The sequence below is a fragment of the Terrabacter sp. 01T434 genome, from assembly GCF_056398545.1.
The window spans coordinates 408,867-426,686 of sequence record NZ_JBFTPP010000003.1 but is presented as its reverse complement, the minus strand read 5'-3'; the positions used below and the strand labels follow the sequence as shown (position 1 = coordinate 426,686).

General features: G+C 67.6%; 21 protein-coding genes. 6 read left to right on the top strand and 15 right to left on the bottom strand.

What is annotated here, in order from left to right:
- Nucleotides 1-18: 18 nt before the first annotated feature.
- The 7 genes from AC1DIW_RS09495 to AC1DIW_RS09465 form a co-directional block, all read right to left on the bottom strand.
- A complete protein-coding gene (locus AC1DIW_RS09495; protein ID WP_478107705.1) occupies nucleotides 19-402 on the bottom strand; it encodes a hypothetical protein in 384 nt (127 codons plus the stop codon).
- Nucleotides 402-2,300 (bottom strand): DUF262 domain-containing protein, encoded by a 1,899-nt coding sequence (locus AC1DIW_RS09490; protein ID WP_478107703.1) that lies wholly within the window; start codon nucleotides 2,298-2,300, stop codon nucleotides 402-404. The genes AC1DIW_RS09495 and AC1DIW_RS09490 overlap by 1 nt, the downstream gene beginning before the upstream one ends.
- Nucleotides 2,297-4,018, bottom strand: a complete 1,722-nt coding sequence (locus tag AC1DIW_RS09485; protein ID WP_478107701.1) for a DUF262 domain-containing protein — start codon at nucleotides 4,016-4,018, stop codon at nucleotides 2,297-2,299. The genes AC1DIW_RS09490 and AC1DIW_RS09485 overlap by 4 nt, the downstream gene beginning before the upstream one ends.
- A gap of 266 nt (nucleotides 4,019-4,284) precedes the next feature.
- The gene (locus tag AC1DIW_RS09480) at nucleotides 4,285-5,037 is read right to left on the bottom strand and encodes a hypothetical protein (RefSeq protein ID WP_478107699.1); all 753 of its coding nucleotides are present in this window, start codon (nucleotides 5,035-5,037) and stop codon (nucleotides 4,285-4,287) included.
- A gap of 421 nt (nucleotides 5,038-5,458) precedes the next feature.
- Entirely contained in the window at nucleotides 5,459-6,079 is a 621-nt protein-coding gene (locus tag AC1DIW_RS09475) for a GTPase domain-containing protein (RefSeq protein WP_478107698.1), read from the bottom strand.
- Between the two features lie 468 nt (nucleotides 6,080-6,547).
- On the bottom strand, nucleotides 6,548-6,739 hold the full coding sequence (locus AC1DIW_RS09470; RefSeq protein WP_478107696.1) for a response regulator transcription factor: 192 nt from the start codon (nucleotides 6,737-6,739) through the stop codon (nucleotides 6,548-6,550).
- Between the two features lie 71 nt (nucleotides 6,740-6,810).
- Entirely contained in the window at nucleotides 6,811-7,026 is a 216-nt protein-coding gene (locus AC1DIW_RS09465) for a response regulator (protein WP_478107694.1), read from the bottom strand.
- A 926-nt stretch (nucleotides 7,027-7,952) separates the two neighbouring features.
- Between AC1DIW_RS09465 and AC1DIW_RS09460 the strand changes: the two genes are divergently transcribed.
- Entirely contained in the window at nucleotides 7,953-8,453 is a 501-nt protein-coding gene (locus AC1DIW_RS09460; RefSeq protein ID WP_478107692.1) for a hypothetical protein, read from the top strand.
- Nucleotides 8,454-8,469: 16 nt separating this feature from the next.
- Here the strand turns inward: AC1DIW_RS09460 and AC1DIW_RS09455 are convergent, their stop codons facing one another.
- Nucleotides 8,470-9,027 (bottom strand): hypothetical protein, encoded by a 558-nt coding sequence (locus tag AC1DIW_RS09455; protein ID WP_478107690.1) that lies wholly within the window; start codon nucleotides 9,025-9,027, stop codon nucleotides 8,470-8,472.
- Nucleotides 9,028-9,192: 165 nt separating this feature from the next.
- Nucleotides 9,193-10,272, bottom strand: coding sequence for an NYN domain-containing protein (locus tag AC1DIW_RS09450; protein WP_478107689.1), 1,080 nt, complete (start codon nucleotides 10,270-10,272; stop codon nucleotides 9,193-9,195).
- 141 nt (nucleotides 10,273-10,413) lie between these two features.
- On the opposite strand from AC1DIW_RS09450, the gene AC1DIW_RS09445 reads away from it, so the two are divergent.
- The gene (locus AC1DIW_RS09445) at nucleotides 10,414-10,572 is read left to right on the top strand and encodes a DUF4177 domain-containing protein (RefSeq protein ID WP_478107687.1); all 159 of its coding nucleotides are present in this window, start codon (nucleotides 10,414-10,416) and stop codon (nucleotides 10,570-10,572) included.
- 45 nt (nucleotides 10,573-10,617) lie between these two features.
- On the opposite strand, the gene AC1DIW_RS09440 is transcribed toward AC1DIW_RS09445, so the two are convergent.
- Nucleotides 10,618-11,106 carry a hypothetical protein gene (locus tag AC1DIW_RS09440; protein WP_478107685.1) on the bottom strand — a complete coding sequence of 163 codons (489 nt, stop codon included), beginning with the start codon at nucleotides 11,104-11,106 and terminating at the stop codon, nucleotides 10,618-10,620.
- A 166-nt stretch (nucleotides 11,107-11,272) separates the two neighbouring features.
- Between AC1DIW_RS09440 and AC1DIW_RS09435 the strand changes: the two genes are divergently transcribed.
- From AC1DIW_RS09435 to AC1DIW_RS09420, 4 genes are read left to right on the top strand one after another with little or no spacing between them, the layout of a single operon-like run.
- Nucleotides 11,273-11,779: a hypothetical protein gene (locus AC1DIW_RS09435; protein ID WP_442277678.1), complete on the top strand. Its 507-nt coding sequence runs from the start codon at nucleotides 11,273-11,275 to the stop codon at nucleotides 11,777-11,779.
- Nucleotides 11,780-11,815: 36 nt separating this feature from the next.
- Nucleotides 11,816-12,076 carry a type II toxin-antitoxin system Phd/YefM family antitoxin gene (locus AC1DIW_RS09430; protein WP_478107683.1) on the top strand — a complete coding sequence of 87 codons (261 nt, stop codon included), beginning with the start codon at nucleotides 11,816-11,818 and terminating at the stop codon, nucleotides 12,074-12,076.
- Nucleotides 12,073-12,504 carry a type II toxin-antitoxin system VapC family toxin gene (locus tag AC1DIW_RS09425; protein WP_442277676.1) on the top strand — a complete coding sequence of 144 codons (432 nt, stop codon included), beginning with the start codon at nucleotides 12,073-12,075 and terminating at the stop codon, nucleotides 12,502-12,504. Before AC1DIW_RS09430 ends, AC1DIW_RS09425 begins: the two co-directional genes overlap by 4 nt.
- A 24-nt stretch (nucleotides 12,505-12,528) precedes the next feature.
- Nucleotides 12,529-13,866 carry a hypothetical protein gene (locus tag AC1DIW_RS09420; protein ID WP_478107681.1) on the top strand — a complete coding sequence of 446 codons (1,338 nt, stop codon included), beginning with the start codon at nucleotides 12,529-12,531 and terminating at the stop codon, nucleotides 13,864-13,866.
- Nucleotides 13,867-13,900: 34 nt separating this feature from the next.
- Here the strand turns inward: AC1DIW_RS09420 and AC1DIW_RS09415 are convergent, their stop codons facing one another.
- From AC1DIW_RS09415 to AC1DIW_RS09395, 5 genes are read right to left on the bottom strand one after another with little or no spacing between them, the layout of a single operon-like run.
- Nucleotides 13,901-14,488: a hypothetical protein gene (locus tag AC1DIW_RS09415; RefSeq protein WP_478107680.1), complete on the bottom strand. Its 588-nt coding sequence runs from the start codon at nucleotides 14,486-14,488 to the stop codon at nucleotides 13,901-13,903.
- Between the two features lie 11 nt (nucleotides 14,489-14,499).
- Nucleotides 14,500-15,450: a hypothetical protein gene (locus AC1DIW_RS09410; RefSeq protein WP_478107679.1), complete on the bottom strand. Its 951-nt coding sequence runs from the start codon at nucleotides 15,448-15,450 to the stop codon at nucleotides 14,500-14,502.
- The gene (locus AC1DIW_RS09405) at nucleotides 15,450-16,358 is read right to left on the bottom strand and encodes an ATP-binding cassette domain-containing protein (protein WP_478107677.1); all 909 of its coding nucleotides are present in this window, start codon (nucleotides 16,356-16,358) and stop codon (nucleotides 15,450-15,452) included. The genes AC1DIW_RS09410 and AC1DIW_RS09405 overlap by 1 nt, the downstream gene beginning before the upstream one ends.
- The gene (locus tag AC1DIW_RS09400) at nucleotides 16,355-17,242 is read right to left on the bottom strand and encodes a hypothetical protein (protein WP_478107675.1); all 888 of its coding nucleotides are present in this window, start codon (nucleotides 17,240-17,242) and stop codon (nucleotides 16,355-16,357) included. The genes AC1DIW_RS09405 and AC1DIW_RS09400 overlap by 4 nt, the downstream gene beginning before the upstream one ends.
- Nucleotides 17,239-17,808, bottom strand: coding sequence for an RNA polymerase sigma factor (locus AC1DIW_RS09395; protein ID WP_478107673.1), 570 nt, complete (start codon nucleotides 17,806-17,808; stop codon nucleotides 17,239-17,241). The genes AC1DIW_RS09400 and AC1DIW_RS09395 overlap by 4 nt, the downstream gene beginning before the upstream one ends.
- Nucleotides 17,809-17,820 lie beyond the last annotated feature (12 nt).

The following is a 17,820-nucleotide window of genomic DNA, read 5'->3' as shown; positions in this document are numbered from 1 at the left end:
CGTCGAGGGCTCGCAGCCTCAGAGTCCTGCATCGACCAGTGATCTCAGGAACGCGGCGGCCTTGGCAACCCGGTCTTCCGCGTCCACCAGTTCTTCGTCCTCAAATGTTTGACGCACGGTGAGGAGGGCGAGCCCATCGCCGTCACGAGTGATGGCCGGTGTCGCATCACAGATCGTCTGGAGTAGCGCGGCGCTCTGGAGGTCGGCGGGAGGCTGGACCAGGTAGCCGCCGTCGACCGCCCGCATCTGGGTGCCAGTCCGTCTGAGAGTCAGCCATCGCGGGGTGTGGGTGTAACCCCTGAACCAGGGGTCCTCGACCTCGCTCGGCGAGCCCGCCTCACGGTAGACCGCGTACAGGAAGGCATCCCGGTAGTTGCTGTTGAGCTGCGTTCGCCTGAGCATCACGAGCGAGTACCCGAGCTTCCCATCGCGTCCGTAGTACAGCCCCGATGCGCCCTCGCGCATCCACTCGTACTTGACGAGGTAAAAGCGCCAGTCCATGGCCTGCTGACGGGCTGCCTCGTCGAGCCACGTCTCCGCCGTTGAATGAAGCACGTCGGAAGCATGAGACCCGCCTGCGCCGACCGTGTCGAGCAGGCCGGCAAGGACGAGACGGGTCTCCGCCAGGTTGCGCCGCCCGGTGCCGGTGAAGAGCTCTCGCCACACGCCTTCGTTGTTCGGCGCTCCGGTGCCAAAGAGGAAGGAATCCGAGTCCCGCCACTGTCGCTGGTACTCACCGGCGGCGAGAAGGGCTCGCGCGGCAGCCGGCCACATCGAAGAGTCGGCGAACACCGCATGGAAGGCCAGCACCTGTGTTCCAGGGTGGCTGGGTTCAGATCGAAGGCGATGAGCGACCCGCGCAGGATTGGCTCGTCCTCCAATGCGAAGAGCGTCGCGGACAGGTGTGGGTGTTCCTCGAGCAAGCGCCTCTTTCGCTGCTCGTCCTCGATCTGTGCCCGGTTGAAGGCCGATCGCTCGCTCAGCAGACCGTGACGAACCAGGGCCTCGACCTCCTGCGTTAACGCAGGCATGCTGTCGCGACGGACCTCGTTCTCGCTGGAAGAGAGGAGGTTTCGAAGCATTCGGAGGCGTCGGGGGAAGTCCTGCGTTGTGTGGATGCGGTGCAGCAATACGGCATAAAGAAGTAGCGATTGCTGATAGGAGAAGACTCGATTCTTGCCGCGGAGATCGCCGAATCTGTGACAGCACTCTTCGAAAAGGTTGACGTTGACGTCGTTGCCGAAGAGGACGATCCGCTCAGGGGCGTGCGAGTCATGCCGTGTGGCGAATAGCTCCCGGAATGCGGCGTCTGCCGCCGACGAGCTCTCCCAGGACTCGAAGGCCTGGAAGAGGAAGTCCAGATGCTCGTTTGCGCGCGGATTGTCGAGGGCGAACAGGCTGCGCATGCGTCGCCCCACCGCCCCATCTTCAAGCCTGCCCTCTCGCCACTCACATAGCTCGGCAACGAACTCCAGGTACCGCATGAACTCGTCGTCCACGATGTTGTCGCCGCCGTGGATGGGCCACAGCAGGTCGGACCAGTCGCCGTCGATCTTGTGCGCGAACACCTTGGCGCGGTCCGGATCAAGCTCCTTGAGCGTTGCCTCGAACCGGGCCTTGAAGTTCTCGAATGGGGTCAGGGGCTTTCCGCGTGAGTTCATCTTGATATAGAGCTGCTCCTCCGAACCCATGTTCTGGATGGGGAGGAGGTGGAACGAAATTGCTGGATCGGCCGGGTTCGTGAGGCGGTCCCAAGCGGCCCGAGGGTCGAGGTCCCGGAAGCGCGCGTTTATGTCGTCGATCATGACGAGCATCGACTGGATCGACGGGTCGCTTTCCCAGTCGTAGCGGTACCACGGCTGGTTAACCAGCCAGGTTGACGGAGCATCTGAACCAGTCGGCAAAGGGTTCTCAACGAGCTGCTGGCAGAACCGTCTGGCGCTGTCGCGGGTTGCATACGAGAACTGCGCCCAGGGAAACCCGGCAGGCCGTTGACCTGATCGACAGGCGAGGTACCAGTGAAGGAGGAACAACGTCGTCAGGCGCTGCTGACCATCGAGTGGGCGGAGCGTGCCGTCCTGCACTGTGCCGTAGACGAAGTCGAGCCCGACAGGCTCGCGGCCGCTCGCTGCGTCATGTAAGACGTCGAGGAAGTTGCCGCGGATCTCGTCGACGTTGGGCGACGTGCGCCCCTGGGCGTAGTCGCGTTGGATGAGGGGAACCTCAATGCGCTGCACAGGTGGGCGTTCATCGACGGCCTCGCCGAACATGCCCGCGAATGAGGTCAGGTAGCCCTTCATCCGGCACTCCTCTCAGTCTCTGGCGTGAGGTATGGATCTAGCACCTCGCGCAGGGCGTCGACGTAGGCGGCCCTATCGAGGTCGCCCCAGAAGTGAACTTGTTGCCCGGCCGAGTCGGTGTAGTACTTCAGGAAGACATTGCGCGTGCACACCGGAATGAACGACCCCGCAAAGTCGCGCTTGAGGATCTCCTGCCGCTTGACCTCGAAGACGGAGTTGCTGAGCGCGCTGTTGTCGCCTGCCGAGAGCAGAGCCAAGTTGCTGATGGAGTCGATGTCCGAAGGTGCCGAGCGGGCCGTTCCGCTGAGACACTCAATCACCTCGCGCTCCAGAGGTCGGAACGAGGCTTCCGTGATGGTGGGAAGAGCTGTGTCGATGCGCGCGACCAGCTCGTCGCGAGCCACAGGCTCGAGCACGGATTCGGGCAGGCCTTTGAGAGCCGACCGGTGCAGCTGGAGCCACTCGGACCACTGGTCAGCGCGGTTGAGTTTCTCTGCATTCTGCGCGTGGATATGTTCGAGCGACCATGAACCGGACGCGTGCGCGGCGAATGAGTACCGCTCGGCCGAATGTTTCATCCGACGCACCGTCTCAACGTTCATCAGAAGCAGCGCCGCTGACGCCCTCTTGTTGCGGTAGTCGAGGTCCTCGAGCTGGCTCTGGGTGATTGCCAGGGCATCGCGGATTCGTTCTGTCAGGGCGAGTTCGAACTCTGTCTTCGTGCTGCCCTCGGCCAGCCTGACGAGCTGAAAGAGGGTGTAACCGTTGGCGGTCAGGAAGCCAACCCTGTGGAACAGATCGCGGTTCTTGTACCAACCCGCCACCAAGGCATGCAGGTCGACCACGCGCTCCCAAAGGTCATAGGCACTTGTTTCGATGAGAGGACGCAGCGTCTCGAACGTGTGGAACAGTGGGCGCTCTCGTCCGAGGTGCTCGCCGGTATGCAGGTCGGCCAGAGTGTCGAGAAGCAGGCTGATGTGCGTAGGGACCCCTGCGCTTCTGCCTGTGGCAAAAGCCCATAGTTCGGGGTTCCGAAGCTCGCGTTCGATGCTGTCCCAGCGGGCCGCAATCTCATGGGACCGGCTCGTGTGTCCGGGCGCCGTGACACTGATTGACAACAGCTGCGCCTTCACTAGCTCGGCGTCGGTGAGCGGGATGCGTCCGATGTTCAGCCGGGTGAAGAGCGTGCTGGAGTCCATGGCCGATGGCGCCTCGTACCAGATCACTTGGACGCTCTCGAAGAGGTACCCGTACAGCTTGTTCGCGATGTGCTGCCGACGGTTGCCCTTGGCGTCGAACCATAAGCCGATGGAGCGGAATGCTTCAAAGATGTGGAAGAAGTCGATGTTGTCCTGGCTGTGCGACTCGTCGGGATCGCCCAGATAGTCGGCGCTCGCGCGCCGGGTCTCGTACTCGAGCGAGAAGGCAGGTCCCATGCTTTGCAGAGACTCCTTCTGCATGTAGCGCAGCAGAAGGTGCAGCGTCGTGAGGCGCTGTTGTCCGTCGACGAGCTCCCATGAGCCGTCCGGCCTCGCCTTCACGACAATGGGCTGCAGGTAGTAGGGCTCGCCCCCGCTCGCATCTAGGTCGTCGAGCAGCCGCTCGACCTCGACCGCACCCCACCGATATCCCCGTTGGTAGTCGGGAACATAAAAGGCGCCCTCGATGTCGCCGACGAGCATGGGTTCAAGCCGGGCTACATCCTCTGCGATGACCATGAGGACTCACGGTAGGCCTTGGTTGCCCCGCGTGGGCGAAAAGCTTGGGTCGGATGGCTGGGAGCACGAAACTCGCGGGCCCCCGATCCTCTGGACATGCAACGTGGTTCCGATCAGGAGCGAGCCGTTGACACAGCAGGGGCGGGACGAACGGGAGTCCTGGCGACGTTGGACTCCGCTGACTGGCTCATGCCTCGCTTGTGACTCATCGTCTGTATCTGTGCGTCATTGCCAGGTTTGAATCGAAACTGAGTGCGTAGGCAAGCTCAGAAGTCAACGTCATACGTCACTTGGAACCGGTGGGATCGCTCCGCGACCTTCTTCAGATCAACTGAAAGGGAACTGACTCGAAGGTCAAGACGGGCTGCAGCGTTTAGAGCCCGGCTCCCCTCTTGGCTGAGGTCAACAGTCATTGTTCGCTTCTTGACGGGATTGCCTGCATGGGCGCGCGAATCGACGAGCGAGCGGAGAGTGATATCTCGATCTAGGCCCTTCTGCTCAAGGTGTAGTAGAGCGCCCTTGGTATCAGGCTCTCCGCCGCTAAACGTCTCGCTCCAAGAGAGCCTAGAGACCAGCTGTTCGATGGCTGTTCCGTCCGCAGAGACCGAGCCCTTGGCGGTCACATACTTCCCCTCGGCGCTTACTTCCAGGCGATCCTTTGTCTTGAGGTCCACTGCCGCCTTGATCGATGTCTTGCGTGCTCCAACCAGTTGACAGACCCTGATGAAAGCCTCGAACTTCTGGAGGCTGAATGCGTCGGATGCCTCGTCGGCGAGTTGGTAGTCGTCGGAGTCATAGGGGCTCACCAGCAAGACGTGTCCTGGGTTGAGGAGCGACTGTCGTTCGAGGCGCTTGACGAGTTCGTCAGCCTTGGAATGGTCGGGTTGCGACGACAGCACGCAAACGTGCGGTTGGCTCGACAGCTCGCGCATAAGCTCACCGCCCTGCTCGATCTCCACTGGATCCACGACGAAGATCACGCGCCTCTGCGATGCACGACTAGGCAGGCGGTCGCTCATACGCGTCGCCACCATAGGCAGCCGTTGCGTGCTGACAGTGCAACACTCTCTACGCCAGCACGGACGATGTCCGCATCCACCTGGTAGCCGGCGCCGTTCCCAAGTTCCGTGAGCGTTCCCCCAACTCCTTCGAGTTCATGTGCCGTCCAGGAACCGGTTCGAAGCGCGACGACTCCTGTAGGAGTCGGCTGACCCGACGGCCGAGATAGAGGGATCTGCCCCACAACCACGTTTCCTCTCCGCGAAAGGAAGCCACCTCCGGGCAGCGGCCGGCGTCGGCCACGGGCCGTGGTTTCGACGGTACCGATCCATCTCTCGCGATCAGTCTGCTCGGCTCTGGTCAGAACGTGACCGTTAAGGGACATGATGTCATCCGCGGCCGGGTCGAGAGGCTGGACCCAGACGTACCAGTCGCGACTCGTCACAACGCCTCACCGCCGAGCAGCTGAGCGGTAAGCAGATCCGCAGACTCGTTCGAACGAAGGCTCCCGACAACAATTCGTCTGCTTCCAAGGATGTTGTTGAGTCTCTGAACCTCGCCGTATACGGCAAGTGTCTCAACCCGAACTCCGTCAAATCCTTCGTCTAAGTCACAATGAGTGATGACCAATATCGTCTTTGCTCTTAGTCGAGCGGTCGCAACCGCCCGCGCCTTCGTCTCTGCCTTAATGCGTTGGTCATCGTCTGCGAGCTGCGCAGCGGACGCAATGAACCAGACTTCATCCGACGTCTTCGCGGCCTCGCTCTTGGTCCACTCCTGAACTTGGTCATCACCACCGCCGAAGTCGCGCACATTGAGAAGCCATCGCACGCCGCTGAGCTGCACTTCGTACTCATTGTGAAGTTGGGTCGGTGTGTACTCCAAGGGGAGATCCACCTTCTCAGCCAAATACCGGGTGAGGCTTGTCTTGCCGGTCATTCGCGGACCGACGATCGAGATGACCTTTCCGCCTTCTTCATGGATCTTGTCATATATAGACTTGCCGACAACTGCGGCAACCACCGCAGCGCCGATCCATGGCAGTGCTCCGAAGACTGGCATAGGGCCCCTTGTCTGATGCAGTTGGCGCTGAGACTACACACGGAGAGCGAAACCTGCCGCAACCGACGACGAAGTCCTCGCGGAATGAGCCCTTCGGCACCACTCGCGCGTTGTGGGTCCCAGCACCACACTCCTACGGGGCCGTCGATCTATGTTGAGGTCACGCGGCTGACTTCTCTGATCCGAGCGGCGACTTGAGAGCTGAGGGGAATTCTCGCGCTTCGCCTTCGACGCGCATAGTGGTGACGCGACCAGTGCAGCCGTGCCGTAGTACTGAGTCAGCACCCCACCTCGTCGATGCCGTAGACGATGTTGTCGGGGCGATGTCGTCGTCGACATCTGCTACACGGTCGCCCGCGAGTGCAGCGCGACCGCCGACGCGAGCCGGGGCGTGCGGTCGCAATTCAGCGCATGATCGTACAAGACGTGCAGTGTGGAGTTCACTGCGCACGTCTCCGATGTCAGAGGTCAGAAGCGACCTCGGTCGGCGATGACTCCGGCCCGGACGCGGTTGTCGACGCCGAGCTTGGTGAAGGCGCTCTGGAGATATGTCTTGATGGTCGTCTCGCTGACGTATATCTCGCGGGCGAGGTCGGCGTTCGATAGACCCCGTGCCAGGCCATTCACGACGTCACGCTCTCGCGCCGTCAGCCTCGCCATGTGCTGGGCCGCCGCGGCACGCTGAGCCGTAGCCGGGTCTTCACTGACCTGTGTGAAGAGCTGATACGCGGTCAGTGGCGAACCGCGCCGAGCCCGCTGGCGACATTGCGGTTGCCGCCGCATATCTCCTCGCAGGATGCCGTCTTGAGCAGGAAGCCGTCTGTGCCGGCGCGAATCTCGCGCTGAGCCACGTCGTCGGGGTCGACGCGGGTTAACATCAGAACCTTGGGCGCCTCAGGCCTGGCCTGGACCGCGGTGATCGTCTCGATGCCGCCGACTCGGGCCATGTGGAACGTCGAGCACGATGACATCGGGTCGGTGCGCCTGAACGCCAGCAATCACCTCGTAGCCGTCACTCCCCTCGGCCACAACTTCGAGCTCCGGCGCAGCACCCAGCATGTGTCGCACCCCATCCGCGCCATCGGGTCGTCGTCCACAAGCATGACGCGGATCGCGCGCTCTGAACCTGCTCCACGTCGAGAACGACCTCGAAGTTGCCGACGGCCGCGTGGTAGCGCTCGCCACACCAGCCGCCCGGGTGCTTGGACGCCGTTGGCTGGCGGTCGGTGCGTTACCTGCTACCGGCTAGCACGGCCGCGGTGGGTCGTGCGGGTGCGGGAGCAGCCGGCTCAGTGAGACTTTCGGGCTCGGTCGTCTCCGGCGCCGGCCGGCAACGCGGCGCGGCCCTGACAGCGGGACCTCCACGGCAACGGCAGCTGGCGAGAGTGCAACCTCTGTCTCGGGCTGGATCTGTCGAACGTGTACGGTCTCCTCGATGAGTGACCCGTCCAGGATGAAAAGGTCATCGGACTCGCGGATGGGGTGGCGCGATACGGCGTGACGTCTGCCCGACCGGTCATGAACGGCCATGAGCACCCCTGCCTACCGTGGTTCTGGGCCTCCTCCACAGGCTCCCTCAGGTCGTCGTCTCCGGAGAGCAGGAAGATGACGTCGACCGAGCGGCTGCGGCGGTGGGCCGCGAGGTCGACGCCCTTCCGCTCACCTGTGGCGACGTGCGTGGCTTGACCCGCGGCAGGAGGCCACTGGCTTCCTGCGTCGAGTCCGGCATGCCAACGGGCCGGTTGGCCGAGTGGTACCAGTGCGCAACCGGGCGGAAGGGCGGCTCTTCACGAGTGCCTACGTGCAAAGTCCTGACGGACACCGCTCGGCGCGTGACGATGGGACTTCGGAGGGTGATCATCGAGGGGGGCTGATGAACGAACCCATCACAGAACTCAGTAGGATCAACTTCTTCCACGGCCGGCTCCTCTCCGCCGACGACCTTGCCCACGAGCAGCAGCAGGCCCGCGCCAGGCAGTGGCTGCACAATCGGCTCCTCCACGGTCACGGCGTCGTCACCGGGCTCGAGGTCACCGTGGTCGGCGATCACGTCGAGGTGGCACCCGGCGTCGCCTTGGACCCCCTCGGCCGCGAGATCGTGCTCGGCGACACGCGCCGCCTGGACGGGGCCGATGTCGTCCCCGAGACGCACGGTCGCGTCCAGGTCGTCATCGCGTGGGCCGAGAAGCCGGCCGGCGACATGCCAGGGCCCGGCGGCCCGGTCCCAGACCGTTTCGTCGAATGCCCGCTCGTGACGCTGGCCGACCACACGCTGGACGAGCCCCCCGAGCACGGCCTCCCGCTCGCGCGCCTGTACCGCCGCGGTGCCGAGCTGCTCGTCGACCCCTCGGTCCGTCGGCACGCCCACCGGTAGCTGCGTCCCGCTGGCCTCAGTCGCAGTTGGGGCAGGCGCCGGAGACGGGCATCTCCATGAAGCATGTGGGGCACACCGCGCCGCGCCGCTCCTCCGCGTGAACCGTCCTCGCCACCGGGGTCCGGGCCCGGACGACGCGGGCGCGGACGCTCAGCGTCGGTTCGGCGTCGGCGGGGACGTCGGCGCCCCAGTGGCGGTAGCACTCGAGCCGGGCCGCGGCCGCCCGGTTCTCGCGCTCGAGAGGGTCGCTGGCCGGTGACTCGCCGGCGACGCGGAGGACTTCGTCGTAGGCGGCACCGACCTGCCCGTCGTCCTTGTGGACGACCAGTGACGCGAGCGGCGGCTCCTGGCGGACGTGGTTGACCTTCACCAGGTCGACCAGCAGGCCGCCGATCCAGTTGCGCATCTGCGACTTCGTGCGGAGCGACGAGCGGCGCTGGACCTGCTCGGCGAGCTCGGAGTAGGTGATGACGGCGTTGTAGCGGCCGGCGGTCTCCACGAGTACTTCGTATGCCGCCTTCGCCCAGTAGGGCTGCGCGAACTTGGGAGTCACGTACGCCTCGTGCTCAGACATGCTCAGCCATCCGATTCCTTCGTGGTTGCGTCGACGAGCACCAGTCTCCACCAGCTTCGGGTGCGCGACCGAAGCGGGCGGCCACAGCCGCTCGACCTGCTCCGTCAGGCGGAGCAAGATCGCAGCGCCGCGCGAGCAGAGTGGCACCCGTCGCGGTGTGGTCGTTCAGTCAGTCGTCTCGCGGACCAGCTCCCAGAAGTGGTCTCGCAGGACGAAGCGCAGCTGGTCCTCGACGTCGTACCGGTCGAGCCGGGCCGACAGGTCGAGCAGCAGCGCGCGGTCGAGGTCGCCCGGGATGAACGGCTTCTGGCTCATCAGGCGGGTGCGGTCGGCGGCGCTCGCGGTGATGGACCAGGTGGCGATCACCCCACGGCATACGTCCTCGATGGCCTGGAGCTCACGCTGGCCGATCGCCGAAGCCGGCGACGGGCGGTCACCGCTGCCGGCACTGTCGCTGGCGCTCGACCACACGAGCCGGCCCGGCGTTCCAGCTGCAGCCGCGGCCGGCCGGTGGGGGACTTTGCTGCCGGCCAGCACTGCCGGGGTGGGCCGGGGCGCCGCCGCGGGCGGAGGCGCGGTGCTGTCGGCAACCGCAGCCGCCGACGGCTCGTCCGGGACCGCACGGGGTCCGGGGAGCGGGACCGCGACCCCAGCCGCTGCTGGCGACGGGGCGGCCTCCGTCTCGGGCTGCTTCTGCCGCACGTGCACGCTCTCGTCGATGACAGCGCCATCGAGCACGATGAGGTCGTCGGACTCACGGATGAGGTGCCGCGACACGGCGTGCGGCTTGCCGGCCCGGTCCGGGACGGCCATGAGGACGACCTGCATGCCGTGGCTCTGGGCCTCCTCCACCGCCTCGCTCAGGTCGTCGTCTCCCGAGAGCAGGTAGATGACGTCGACCGAGCGGTTGCGGCCGTGGGCGGCGAGGTCGAGGCCGATGCGCAGGTCGACGCCCTTCTGCTCGCCCTGCGGGGAGGTGCGGCCCAGGCGCAGCTTGACCCGCGGCAGCATGCCGATAGCCTCCTGGGTCGAGTCAGGGTTGCCTCCCGGGCGGTTGCCGGAGTCGTACCAGTGCAGCCGCAGGAGCGGCAGACCGCTCGCCCTCTCGGCATCGGCGATGAGGCGAGCGACGAGGTCGGGGTAGGAGACCACGACGCCGTAGCGCAGCGACGTGCCGGTCACGCGCGTCGCCGCCGCGGCAAGCAGGTAGCCGACGTCGACGTAGAGCGCGCAATAGGACCTCATGGGGCAGGGTCTCACGAGTCGCAAGCAGTCACACGGCGGCGCGGGCGTGGGCACGGCGGGATCCGTCCTATGGTCGAAGACCAACGACAGGGAAGAAGGTGCGCCATGGCGCAGTACAAGGTCGTCGAGCTTCGCTAGGGCATGATCGGCGGGAAGATGTCGGGCGAGAAGCTCGAGAAGGTGCTCAACGACTACGGCTCAAAGGGCTGGTCCCTCAAGGCGATCACGTCGGTTGACGTCAAGGGTCGCGTCGGACCGGGAGGCGTCAGCGGCATCCTGGTCACCTTCGAGAGGGACTGAGTAGGGCGACCCTCGAGCCGCTGTTGTCGGGAGTGAGCCGCTGGGTCAGGAGCCCGGTGCAAGGGCGAGGTGGGGACGCAGTCGTGGTTCGTGGCCGGCGCGCCGGTCCATGACGCCGGTCCACCCGTGCGGCGTCACGACGTAGATGTCGCCGTCGATGGCACGGGTGAGGTGGTTGCTGTAGCGCCACGCGCGGAACCACCGGTGCTCGGTCATCGTGTCGATGACCCGGCCTTCACGGCACACGACCATGACCAGCAGGTGCGTCATGGGGGCCCACCCGCGGCGCGTCGCCGTGCGCTGCGGCACGAGTTCGATCGCGACGTCGTGCAAGCGCATGCTCGCCTCGTGGGGGTCCCAGCAGGCTTGCGGTTCAGCCGGTTCCGGCACCACAGCAGCAGCGACGACCTCCTGTGTGTCGAGAGTCAGCGAGGCGACGACGACCCGGCCGGCCACGAACCGGCACAGGTCATCGATGGCGTGCAGCACCATTTCCGGACTCTCGAGCTCCCACCGTCCACGAGTTCTGGTCATCTGTCGACCGTGCCATCGGCACGGACGTCGGGGCTCGCGTTGTCCCCAGCCGCGCGCCGGAGGTCGTCAGACGGGCCGCACCTGTGGACGACGGCATACGGCCGATGGCGGACGGTGGTTGAGTCGCTGCCATCTGCGCACCTGGGCAGCGACGGACGGAGGATGCATGGGACACAGCACGCGCTATCTCGGCCGGCTCGACATCAATCCGGTCCTGAGCGAGCCGGAGATCGAGTGGCTTCGTGCGTATGCGGAGCTCCACGACCCGGCCGCACGCGGCTACGACGTCCCGCTGAACCCTCGGGCTGCAAGAGCGGACGAAGCACGCCGCACTGGGACGACGGCCGAGGACGTCGACGACCCCCAGGTCCGGACCCCGTGGGGCCGGTGCGACTGGAGGCCCTGTGTGGAGGGGTGCTGCCTGAACTGGCGAGAGGTGGAGAAGTCGAACAACGCGGCTCAGTGGCTGACCCACCTCGTCGACCACTTCCTGTGTGCCGACGGCCTGGCTCGTGGTGCCCGTGACGACTTCGAGGACTTCACCTTCGACCATGCCGTCAACGGTGTCATCGCAGCCGAGCGCAGCGACACCCGTGAGCTCTACCTGATCCGGGCCGTCGACAACGTCATCACGACCGAGACGCTCGTTCGCGGCGATCGCTGGGACTGGTGATCTACGGTGACTACAATGCCGTATGAGGTGGTCACTGTGAGCTGCCAGCGAGTCGGGATCCGTGAGCTGAAGAGTCGACTGAGCGAGTACGTCGACCGTGCCCGAGCCGGAGAGACGGTGGTGATCACCGACCGTGGCAGGCCCGTGGCGGAGCTCCGGCCGCTCTCTGGTCGCACCGCCCTCGAGACCCTCATCGACGCTGGGCTCGCGACGCCGGCCCGTCCCAAGCGCCCGGCCCCCCGCCCCCTTGTGGTCGAGGGCGGGATCAGCGACCTCGTTGACGACCAGAGCCAGTGATCCTCTACCTCGACACGTCGGCCTTCGTGCCACTGCTCGTGGCCGAACCCACCTCCGAGCTCTGCCGCCGTCTCTGGGACGCCGCCGATGACGTCGTTTCCTCAGTCGCCTTGCGGCCGGAGACGGCCTCGGCCCTGTGGCGAGCGCACCACTCCGGGCGCATCACGCGTGATCAACAGAGCGGCCTGCTCGATGCCCTCGCCGAGCTCACGGGGCAGATGCACCTCGTGGCCGTCGACGACCGGCTCTCGCAGCACGCAGCCGACCTGGCCATGACCCATGGTCTGCGCGGCTACGACGCCGTCCACGCCGCGACCGCCATCACCGTGCTGGCGGAGGACGGATTGGCGGCGTCGGGCGACAAGGTCTTGCTCGCAGCATGGCAAGAGTCGGACCTCGCGACGTGTGACATCCATGGCGCGCCGTAGGTGAACAGGTGGCAGGATCGGCGGATGTCCGAGCACGAGCTACTCCTGCGCCACGCCTCGAACTGGGCCCAGCATCGCCACCGGGTCTGCGACACCGAGCTGCTCGAGACTGCCCTCGAGCTCCGCTTCCAGCATGACGACCTGCCCCCGAACCTGTGGCCGTCCGGCAGCGTCGAGGACCTCATGCTGCACCGCTGGCCCGCGCACGGTGACGGCACTCCGGACGTCGATGCGCTCGCCGACTCGCTCGACACGTTCGTGCGGTTCCTCCGCGGCACCGGCCGGATGGCCTCCGGCTCCGGTGACCCGAGGGCGCTGGCCCGAGAGGCCCACCGGGCAGCCCCCAAGATGGCCGCCGCCTGTGCGGATTCCCGGAACTACGGGCCGTCGAAGTCGCTGCTCGCCTTCGGACGCGAGGCCGGCTTCCCCGTGGACGACGCCAGCAGCATCGAGGAGCTCCAGGCGACGCTGAGCCAGGTCACCGACGCCTGGAACTCCCTTCCGCTGGAAGAGCGCCGAGCACGTATGCCGCTCCCTGGCGACAGGGCGGACGGCTCCCCTCCCGGCCCGCTGGCCCACGCCTTCGGCGACCGCGGAGTCAACGGAGACGGCGACGACGACATCGACCTCAGCGGCTTCCTCGAGCGCGGTGACCCCGTGCGGGCGGCCGAGCAGGCCCGCCAGGCGCCGTTCGTGCAGGCGTGCCTCCGGCTGGCCGACTGGGTCGGCGACCGCAAGCAGGTGACGGGGACCGGAGTGCTCCGACTGGCCGAGGCCAAGCGCGCCTACGCGGAGCTGGAGCTGTGGCGCTGGCAGGAGGAGGTCGTCGGCCAGCGCCTCGGTGCTCCGGCCGAGCGGGTTCGGCAGTTCCCGTGGCGAAGCGCAGGCGACGCCCTGCCGCTCGAGCGGCTCTGGTTCGCCTCGCAGGAGGCGGGTCTCGTCGAGACCCTCGCCACCGTGGCTCGTTCCTCGGCGGTGCAGCCGCAGGACGACTACGCGTGGATCGGACTGAGCGCGTCACTGACCCTGGCGCTCTGGCGGATCGTGGAGTCGGCCTACGACCGGTCGCCCGTGCCGGTGCTCGCGGTGCTCGGTGGCTGCGCGCTGATGGGCTCCATCCCCCGGAGCCAGGTGCGGGAGCAGTGGGAGGACCACCCGCGCAACGTGTGGCGCCGCGAGTTCGCGGACGGCGACTACGCGAAGGACGCACAGACGTTTTCGGATCGGGATCTCGACCTGTCCCTGCACTTCTTCGCCGACACCGGCATCTGGGAGCTCGACGGCGAGACGTACCGCCTCACCGACCTCGGCCGGGAGTTCGCCACCGTCCTGTTCAGCTACCTCGAGGAGCAGCACGGCTGAGCCGTTCCATCCGTCCGGTCCTGCACGGCATACGTCAGTCCAGCGGGTCCCGGGTGGCCACCCACAGCGCCGTGAGGCTGGCGACGGCCACCGCCGCCCAGAGCGCCAGGGACACACCCCACCGCAGGTCTGGCTCGGACGGGAAGAGGGCGACCCAGCGATCGAAGGGGTGCGTCAGGGCGAGAGCGAGGACCAGAGCGAGCAGCGCCCCGCCGACCGACTCGCCCGGCTCGGCGACGCGACGGCGAAGGGTTGCCGAGGCAGCAACGGCCACGAGCGTGAGACCGACCAACTGGACCATGATGCCTGCCTTGGCGCCGCTCCCGCTGCGCAGCGCGACGACCCCGAGCGCCAGCGCACCCACCCCGACGATCGCCGCCGCGACGATGAGACGGGTCATGCTGCGCGCTCGCAGCGAGGTCGGGACCGCCGCCACGGCCTCGCTGGCCGCCTCGTCGAGCACGTATGCCGCCGCTGCCGCCAGGAGCGGGGAGCCCACCGTCACAGCCGTCGCCGCGACGGAGCTCCCGGTCCAGGCCGCGCCCACGAGGAGCAGGCCGACACCACTGCCGGTGAGCACCGCGACGGGCCGCCATGGGACTCCCGTGGCAGGCCCGAGCACTCGCGGAAGGTTCACTTCGTCACGACGACGCTGTGGCCGTCGGGGAAGGTGCGGACCGGCTGGCTCTGACCACCGCTCACCGCGAGGCCGTAGGTCAGCGCCGACAGGACGAGAGCGACCGCGCCGGCTCGGACGACCCGGCGTCGGGCCCTGCCCTCCGAGCGCCACAGCAGGGCGGCCACCGCGGCGAGGGCGCTCAGCGTGGTCAACCAGGCGAGGTACCACCACGGCGATCCGGTGAGACTCGTCATCACGGTGCTGTCTGCATTCGCCGAGGTGAAGTAGCCGAACGGCGCGAAGAGGCGGAACCACCGGGTCCAGGCTGCAGGAGCGGTGTCGCCGCTGCTGAAGGCGCCAAGGACACCGATGGTCCACGTCATCACGGCCAGCACGAGCACCGCCGAGGCGCCCCGGAAGCCCCACCACCGGCCGGCCGCGACGCCGAGCAGGGTGGCCCCCGTGGCGGCGATGACCGAGTTGCCGAGCAGGACGGCGGTGACGTCGGCGTGCGAGAACATGCCATACATCCACTCCGGGACATGCAGCGCCGCGGGCCTGACGCCGTAGTAGAGCACCATCCACAACGAGGCGATCAGCGCGGGCACGATCGCGGTCAGGCAGAGCGCAGCCGTCCGGGTCGTGGCCGAGGTCGGGGAGGCCTCGAGGAGCTCGTCGGTCCGGTGGAAGGACCGCGTGAGGTGGAAGGCGGCCAGCATCGCGCCGATCCCCACCGATGAGGCGACGACGGGCAGCGCGAAGGCCTCGTCCGTCGCCGTGCCGGTCGCCTGGGTCACCGTCGTGATGGTGAAGGCGACTCCGACCGCGGTGCCGACGAGCAGCGCCGGGTGCTTGGCGAGGCGCATCGACTCGATACGGGCGAGCGCGCCGAACCGGCTGCCGTAGCCCGCCCGCGGGGCGAGGGCGGTCGTCACGGCGAGGGCCCCCTGCGGTGTGCTGGTCATCACGCCACCTCCGCCGAGGTCGTGGTGTCATCGGACCGTGCGCTCGCGAGGCCCACGGCGCCCCGGAGCAGGAGGTAGGCGTCCTCGAGGCTGGGCTCGACGAGCTCGGCGCCCGACGGCACGTGGTCCCCGACGTTGCGGTAGCGGCCGGATGCCGTGCGCCACGAGGCGTGCGCCGCGGCGTCGGGCTCGGCCGCCATCCAGACCTTGCCGGTCGCGAGCGCGACGAGCTCGGGCACCGTCCCGTCGAAGTGGACCCGCCCCGCGTCGAGCACGACGACGCGGCCGCAGAGCGCAGCGACGTCCTCCGTCTGGTGCGTCGAGATCACCATCGTGGAGGTGGCCGCGATGTCGGCGAGCACGCCCCGCAGCGAGGCCCGCTGCTCGGGGTCGAGCCCGGTCGTCGGCTCGTCGAGCACGAGCAGCTCAGGCGTGCCCAGCAGGGCCTGGGCGAGCGCGACCCGTCGGCGCTGGCCGCCGGAGAGGCGACTGATCCGCTTCGTCGCGACGTCGCCGAGACCGACGAGGTCGAGCACGCGCCGCACCTCCGCGGTGCGACGGCCACGGTCGGCCCACTCCTTGAGCACGGCCATGTAGTTGACGAAGGCCATCGTCGAGAAGCCGCGCGGGAAGCCGAGCTCCTGGGGCTGGTAGCCGAGCCGACGGCGCACCTCGGTGCGGGCCTGCGGGTCGCCGGGGTCCCGCCCGAGCAGGTGGACCTGACCCTCGTCCGCGGCCAGCACCGTGGCCATGACGCGCAGCATCGTCGTCTTGCCGGCCCCGTTGGGACCGAGCAGGCCGGTGATGCCCGAGCCGAGGTCGAGGTCGACGGAGTCGAGGGCGGCGAGGGAGCGGTAGCGCTTGGTGACGTCGCGGAGCGAGACCGTGGTCGGGCGGGTCGAAGTCATGGCGAGATCCTTCCGATGGTGCCGAGACGCCGGGCCCGCAGCACGAGGACCAGCGGCCCGAGGACGAGCATGACGAGGTAGAGGACGACGTAGCGGGGGGCGAAGACCGCCCAGACGGTGTCGAGTCGGCTGGCGGCAGCGGTGCCGACGACCCAGACCGCGGTGATCGCGGTGGCCGGCCGCCACGGGCCGAACCACGTCGACAGCCCCAGCACCGCCGCAGTGAAACCCAGGGCGGGAAGGAGCCACACCCACGCAGCCAGCTCGGGGAAGAAGAGCTGTCCGAGGAGCACGACGGGCAGCGCAGCAAGGAGCACCGCCCCGGTCCGAAGGAGCACGAGCCGCACGAGGGGGTAGGGGGCCGCGCTCTCCTGCTCGAGCGCCGGACCGCCCTCGGGACCGAAGGCCGTGGCGACGCCGAGCACCGGGACGATCGGGGCGACGGTGAGGAACAGAGTGACGTTTCCCGTGCGGGCAGCCAGTCCACCGCCCAGGGCGAAGGCGACGGCGAGCGCCACGGCGCAGATCCACGACCCGCGCAGGGCGGGGGCCGAGGCGACGAGCATCGCGTCCCCCGGCGGCAGGCCGAGGCGGACGAGGAGCCGCTCGAGGGCCGACGGCCGCGGCAGCTCGATCTCGTCGCGGACGGCCATCCAGACGACGGAGAGGTCCGGGAGCGAGCCGACGGAGGGAGCGCCGACCTCCGCACCCGGCCCCACGGCATACGCCGGCGGAGCCGTGGGCGTCGCCAGCTCGTCGGCGACCGCGGCCTGGCACGCCGCGCAGTGGACGACGTGCTGCTCCACCGAGGCCGACACGAGACCGTCGGCCGCCCCGCTCACCCAGGCCCGGAGGTCCTCGGGCAACACGTGGTGCGTGCTCATGATCGACGTCCTTCCAGAAGGCTGGCGCGCAGGTGCGCCTTGGCGCGGTGGGCCCGCGTCTTGACCGTGCCCTGGGGGATCCCGAGCAGGCGGGCGGCCTCCCGCGTGGTGAGGCCGTCGAGCACGGTGGCCTGGATGACGGCGCGCATCTCCGGGGAGAGGGACGCCATGGCGTGACCGAGGTCGCCGTACTCCACCCCCTGGAGCAGCTCGTCCTCGACCGCGAGCGAGGGGGCGCCCGAGGCCGAACTCCCCATCGACACAGGGTTGCCCATGAGCACGACGTCCCTGCGCGTGCGGAGGCGGCTCACGAGTCGCCGGATCGCGATGCCCCACATCCAGGCACCGACCTCGCCCCTGCCCTGGTAGCGCCCGGCCCCCTGCCACACGGCGACGAAGGTGTCCTGCAGCACGTCCGCCACGACCTCCCGGTCGTTGCACCGCCGCGTCAGGCGCACCGACAGCCAGGGTGCGTGCCGGTCGTAGAGCTGGCTCAGGGCGCCGAGGTCACCGTCGGCCAGTGCCTCGAGGAGGGCCTGGTCGTCAGGGACGACGCCTGATGCCATACCTCTACTGTC

What these genes read in the sequence shown, in the direction of transcription:
- AC1DIW_RS09495 (WP_478107705.1), bottom strand. Translation starts at nt 402, where the DNA reads ATGCTCAGGCGAACGCAGCTCAACAGCAACTACCGGGATGCCTTCCTG.
- AC1DIW_RS09490 (WP_478107703.1), bottom strand. Translation starts at nt 2,300, where the DNA reads ATGAAGGGCTACCTGACCTCATTCGCGGGCATGTTCGGCGAGGCCGTC.
- AC1DIW_RS09485 (WP_478107701.1), bottom strand. Translation starts at nt 4,018, where the DNA reads ATGGTCATCGCAGAGGATGTAGCCCGGCTTGAACCCATGCTCGTCGGC.
- AC1DIW_RS09480 (WP_478107699.1), bottom strand. Translation starts at nt 5,037, where the DNA reads ATGAGCGACCGCCTGCCTAGTCGTGCATCGCAGAGGCGCGTGATCTTC.
- AC1DIW_RS09475 (WP_478107698.1), bottom strand. Translation starts at nt 6,079, where the DNA reads ATGCCAGTCTTCGGAGCACTGCCATGGATCGGCGCTGCGGTGGTTGCC.
- AC1DIW_RS09470 (WP_478107696.1), bottom strand. Translation starts at nt 6,739, where the DNA reads ATGGCGAGGCTGACGGCGCGAGAGCGTGACGTCGTGAATGGCCTGGCA.
- AC1DIW_RS09465 (WP_478107694.1), bottom strand. Translation starts at nt 7,026, where the DNA reads ATGGCCCGAGTCGGCGGCATCGAGACGATCACCGCGGTCCAGGCCAGG.
- AC1DIW_RS09460 (WP_478107692.1), top strand. Translation starts at nt 7,953, where the DNA reads ATGAACGAACCCATCACAGAACTCAGTAGGATCAACTTCTTCCACGGC.
- AC1DIW_RS09455 (WP_478107690.1), bottom strand. Translation starts at nt 9,027, where the DNA reads ATGTCTGAGCACGAGGCGTACGTGACTCCCAAGTTCGCGCAGCCCTAC.
- AC1DIW_RS09450 (WP_478107689.1), bottom strand. Translation starts at nt 10,272, where the DNA reads ATGAGGTCCTATTGCGCGCTCTACGTCGACGTCGGCTACCTGCTTGCC.
- AC1DIW_RS09445 (WP_478107687.1), top strand. Translation starts at nt 10,414, where the DNA reads ATGATCGGCGGGAAGATGTCGGGCGAGAAGCTCGAGAAGGTGCTCAAC.
- AC1DIW_RS09440 (WP_478107685.1), bottom strand. Translation starts at nt 11,106, where the DNA reads ATGACCAGAACTCGTGGACGGTGGGAGCTCGAGAGTCCGGAAATGGTG.
- AC1DIW_RS09435 (WP_442277678.1), top strand. Translation starts at nt 11,273, where the DNA reads ATGGGACACAGCACGCGCTATCTCGGCCGGCTCGACATCAATCCGGTC.
- AC1DIW_RS09420 (WP_478107681.1), top strand. Translation starts at nt 12,529, where the DNA reads ATGTCCGAGCACGAGCTACTCCTGCGCCACGCCTCGAACTGGGCCCAG.
- AC1DIW_RS09410 (WP_478107679.1), bottom strand. Translation starts at nt 15,450, where the DNA reads ATGACCAGCACACCGCAGGGGGCCCTCGCCGTGACGACCGCCCTCGCC.
- AC1DIW_RS09405 (WP_478107677.1), bottom strand. Translation starts at nt 16,358, where the DNA reads ATGACTTCGACCCGCCCGACCACGGTCTCGCTCCGCGACGTCACCAAG.
- AC1DIW_RS09400 (WP_478107675.1), bottom strand. Translation starts at nt 17,242, where the DNA reads ATGAGCACGCACCACGTGTTGCCCGAGGACCTCCGGGCCTGGGTGAGC.
- AC1DIW_RS09395 (WP_478107673.1), bottom strand. Translation starts at nt 17,808, where the DNA reads ATGGCATCAGGCGTCGTCCCTGACGACCAGGCCCTCCTCGAGGCACTG.